3 protein-coding genes are annotated in these 4,430 nt (G+C 61.8%); all 3 read right to left on the bottom strand.

What is annotated here, in order from left to right; translation table 11 throughout:
* Window position 1: 1 nt before the first annotated feature.
* Complete coding sequence (gene gcvP / locus G7G_RS0110380; protein ID WP_010441180.1) at window positions 2–2,857, bottom strand: aminomethyl-transferring glycine dehydrogenase; 2,856 nt, start codon at window positions 2,855–2,857, stop codon at window positions 2–4.
* 112 nt (window positions 2,858–2,969) lie between these two features.
* Window positions 2,970–3,335, bottom strand: a complete 366-nt coding sequence (gene gcvH / locus G7G_RS0110375; protein ID WP_010441179.1) for a glycine cleavage system protein GcvH — start codon at window positions 3,333–3,335, stop codon at window positions 2,970–2,972.
* 17 nt (window positions 3,336–3,352) lie between these two features.
* A partial coding sequence (gcvT, locus tag G7G_RS0110370) for a glycine cleavage system aminomethyltransferase GcvT (RefSeq protein ID WP_010441177.1) occupies window positions 3,353–4,430 on the bottom strand: 1,078 nt, incomplete at its 5' end.

Below are 4,430 nucleotides of genomic sequence, written 5' to 3'. Positions count from 1 at the left end.
TTTACTCTGCGGCTTCTTCGTATTCTGACATTGGAGGGCATGTGCAGATGAGGTTTCGGTCTCCGTATGCGTTGTCGACGCGGTTGACGGGGGACCAGTATTTGTCGACGCCCATGGAGCCCGGAGGGAAGCAGGCCTGTTCGCGGGTATAGGGGCGGTCCCAGCTGCCCACCAGATCGCGCACCGTGTGTGGGGCGTTTTTCAGCGGGTTGTTTTCCGCGTCGATCTTGCCGTCGATGATGTCCTGTGCTTCCGCCCGGATCGACAGCATGGCGTCGCAGAAGCGGTCCAGCTCATCCATGGGTTCTGATTCCGTGGGCTCTACCATCAAGGTGCCGGCCACCGGCCAGGACATGGTCGGAGCATGGAAGCCGGAATCGACCAGACGTTTGGCAATGTCATCGACGCTGACATGCGCCGCCTCGTCCAAGGGTCGGGTGTCGAGGATGCACTCATGCGCCACCCGGCCGGTCTCGGACGTGTAGAGGATCGGATAGGCATCCTTGAGCCGCGCCGCGATGTAGTTGGCGTTCAGGATTGCCACTTTCGTGGCCTGGGTCAGACCCGCGCCGCCCATCAGCAGCACATAGGCCCAGCTGACCGGCAGAATGGACGGAGAGCCAAACGGTGCCGCCGAGACCGGACCCACGGCGGTGCCGTATTCCGGGTGGCCGGGCAGGTGCTCGGTCAGGTGCGCCTTGACGCCGATCGGGCCCATGCCGGGGCCACCGCCGCCATGCGGGATGCAGAAGGTCTTGTGCAGGTTCAGGTGGCTGACATCGCCACCCACATCGCCGGGACGGGCCAGGCCAACCATGGCGTTCATGTTGGCGCCGTCGATATAGACCTGACCGCCGTGATCATGGGTGATCTGGCAGACCTCCTGCACGGTGGTCTCGAACACGCCATGGGTGGACGGATAGGTGATCATGCAGGCGGCCAGATGATCCGAGTGCTTTTCCGCCTTGGCGCGGAAGTCGTTCAGGTCAATGTTGCCCTTGTCATCCGCCTGCACCGGCACAACCTGCCAGCCCACCATCTGGGCCGAGGCCGGGTTGGTGCCATGCGCCGAGGTTGGGATCAGGCAGACATTGCGCTGCCCTTCGCCCCGGGCGAAGTGATAGTTGCGGATGGTCAGAAGGCCCGCGTACTCACCCTGCGCGCCCGAGTTGGGCTGCTGCGAGATCGCGTCATAGCCGGTGATCTGGCACAGCTTGTCGTTCAGATCGTCGATCATCTCGTGATAGCCCTGCGCCTGATCTTGCGGCACAAACGGGTGCAGATTGCCGAACTCGGGCCAGGTGACCGGGATCATCTCGATCGTGGCGTTCAGCTTCATGGTGCAGGAGCCCAGTGGGATCATCGCCCGGTCCAGCGCCAGGTCGCGGTCGGCCAGACGGCGCATATAGCGGGTGATCTCGGCCTCGGCCCGGTTCTTGTGGAAGATCGGATGGGTCAGGTATTCGCTTTCGCGCAGCGCGTAATCCGGCAGGCGGTACTGCTTATTCGAGCTGTCATCCTTGCGATCGATGCCAAAGGCCCCCCAGACCGCCTCGATGGTCTCGGGGCGGGTCTGTTCGTCCAGGCTGATGCCCACTTTCGTGTCGCCCACTTTACGCAGGTTGACGCCGCGGGCCACTGCGGCCTCCATCACGACGTTCTGCAGATGGCCAACCTCGACCGTGATGGTGTCGAAGAATACCTCGGGTTCAACCGAGAAGCCCGCCTCTTCCAGACCGGCAGCCATGCGCGAGGTCTTGCGGTGCACCGATTGCGCGATGGCCTTGATGCCATCGGGACCGTGATACACCGCATACATCGAGGCAATCACCGCCAGCAGCGCCTGCGCAGTGCAAACGTTCGAGTTGGCTTTCTCGCGGCGGATATGCTGTTCGCGGGTCTGCAGCGCCAGGCGATAGGCCTTGTTGCCGCGGCTGTCGATGCTGACACCGATGATCCGGCCCGGCATCGAGCGCTTCAGCTTGTCGGTGGTCGCCATGTAAGCAGCATGGGGCCCGCCATAGCCCATCGGAACGCCAAAGCGCTGGGTCGAGCCGATGGCGATATCCGCGCCCATCTCACCAGGTGACTTCAGCAGCGCCAGCGACAGGATATCGGCGGCGACAATTGCGATGGCCTTGTGTTCATGCAGAGCGGCGATTTCTTTGGTGAAGTCACGCACATGGCCGTGGGTGCCGGGATACTGGAAGATCGCACCGAAGACGGCGCCTGCGTCCAGCGTGTCCGGATCAGCCACCTGCACCTCGATGCCCAGAGGCTCGGCGCGGGTTTTAATGACCGCGATGGTCTGCGGGTGGCAGTTCTTGTCGACAAAGAAGGCTGCATTGTTGGCCTTGGACCGGCCACCGCGCTTGGCCATGGCCATCGCTTCCGCCGCAGCTGTGGCTTCGTCCAGCAGGGATGCGTTGGCCACATCGAGCCCGGTCAGATCGCTGACCATGGTCTGGAAGTTCAGCAGAGCTTCAAGGCGGCCCTGGCTGATCTCGGGCTGATAGGGCGTATAGGCCGTGTACCAGGCCGGGTTTTCCAGGATGTTGCGCAGGATCGGCGCCGGCGTGGTGGTGCCGTAATAACCCTGACCGATCAGCGAGGTCAGAACCTTGTTCTTGCTCGCCACCTCTTTCATGTGGAACAGAGCGTCGCGTTCTGTCATCGCCGGGCCCCAGTCCAGCGGCTCTTTCTGCCGGATCGCAGGGGGGACGGTGGCGTCGATCAGCTGGTCCAGTGTCTTGAAGCCGATCACCTTGAGCATGTCGCGCATCTCGGTCGGGCTGGGCCCGATATGGCGGCGGTTGGCGAAGTCATAGGCTTCGTAATCGGTCAGTTTGAAGGCCATGTGTGCGCTCCTCAAGGATAGGTCAGACCCGGCGGAGACTGCGGGAGCCTCCGGCGGGAGTATTTTTAGCCAGATGAAGGGGCGGACCCGTGCGAGGACCCGCCATTTGGATTTATCCGATGAAGGCCTTGTAGCCGGCCTCATCCATCAGATCTTCGAGCTGCGCGGCATCCGCGATCTTAATCTTGTAGATCCAGGCTTCGCCTTCGGGGTCGTCATTCAGAGAACCGGGATTGTCGGCCAGCGCCTCGTTCACCTCTGTGATCTCGCCATCGACCGGCGCATAAAGCTCGGACGCGGCCTTGACGGATTCAATCACGCCGATCTCGCCGCCTTTTTCGAACTCGTCGCCTGCTTCCTGCTGTTCCACGAACACCACGTCGCCCAACTGCTCGGCGGCGTGTTTAGTGATGCCCAGCGTGGCGGTGTCGCCCTCAACAGCCAGCCATTCATGTTCTTCGGAATAATAGGTTGCCATGTCTCTCTCTCCTGACTTCAACGCTTGTAATTCTGGGTGACAAAGGGCAGCGCCACGATCTGCGCCGGTTGCGGTTTGCCCCGGATGATCAGGTTCACCGTCTCGCCCGGCTCGGTATGACCTGCCGCGACATAGCCCATCGCCACCGGTCCACCCACGGTGGGGCCAAACACGCCCGAGGTGATCTGGCCGATTGTATTGCCATTGCTGCACTGGATCTCAACGCCCTGACGCGCCGGTGCGCGGCCTTCGGGCTTGATGCCCACCAGCTTTTTGGCGGGACCTTCGGTCAGTTCCTTCTGCACACGGTCTGCGCCCGGGAAACCGCCCTCTTCCTTGCGGCGCTTCTGGATCGCCCAAGCCAGGGAGGCCTCGATCGGCGAAGTGCTCTGGTCGATGTCATTGCCATAAAGGCACAGGCCCGCTTCCAGCCGCAGGCTGTCGCGCGCGCCCAGACCGGCCGCCGCGCAATCTTCATGCGCCAGGAAGGCCTTGGTGATCTCTATCGCCTTGTCCTCGGGGATCGAGATCTCGTACCCGTCCTCGCCGGTATAGCCCAGCCGCGAGATGCGGCATTCGACACCGTTGATATCGGCCACCGTGGTTTCCATGAACTTCAGATCCCGCGCCGCAGGGCAGAGCTCGCCCACAACGTTTTCCGCCGCAGGGCCCTGTACCGCCACCAGTGCCCGGTCGAAGATCTCGATCACTTCAACACCGTCGAGATGTTCGCGCATATGCGGAATGTCCTGATGCCGTAGCGCCGCGTTCACCACCACAAAGTAATGATCCCCCGCATTCGACACGATCAAATCGTCCATGATCCCGCCTTCTGCGTTCGTAAAGAACCCGTACCGCGCCTTGCCTTCCTTCAGCGTCGCATAAGCCTGCGGGCACAAAGCTTCCAGCTTCTCGCCCACATTCTCACCCTTCAGGATCACCTGACCCATATGGCTCACATCAAACACCGCCGCCTTCTCACGACACTGCTTATGCTCCCCCATAATCCCCAATGGATACTGAACAGGCATCTCCCACCCAGCAAAATCAACCAACTTACCACCCAACTCAACATGCAAAGCGTGAAGAGGCGTG

This window comes from Ruegeria conchae, assembly GCF_000192475.1.
Lineage (GTDB): Bacteria > Pseudomonadota > Alphaproteobacteria > Rhodobacterales > Rhodobacteraceae > Ruegeria > Ruegeria conchae.
This window is presented reverse-complemented; position numbering and strand designations above follow the sequence as displayed.

Bases quoted from the DNA above. Each gene is read 5' to 3' on its own strand.
- gcvP (WP_010441180.1), bottom strand. From the start codon at position 2,857: ATGGCCTTCAAACTGACCGATTACGAAGCCTATGACTTCGCCAACCGC.
- gcvH (WP_010441179.1), bottom strand. From the start codon at position 3,335: ATGGCAACCTATTATTCCGAAGAACATGAATGGCTGGCTGTTGAGGGC.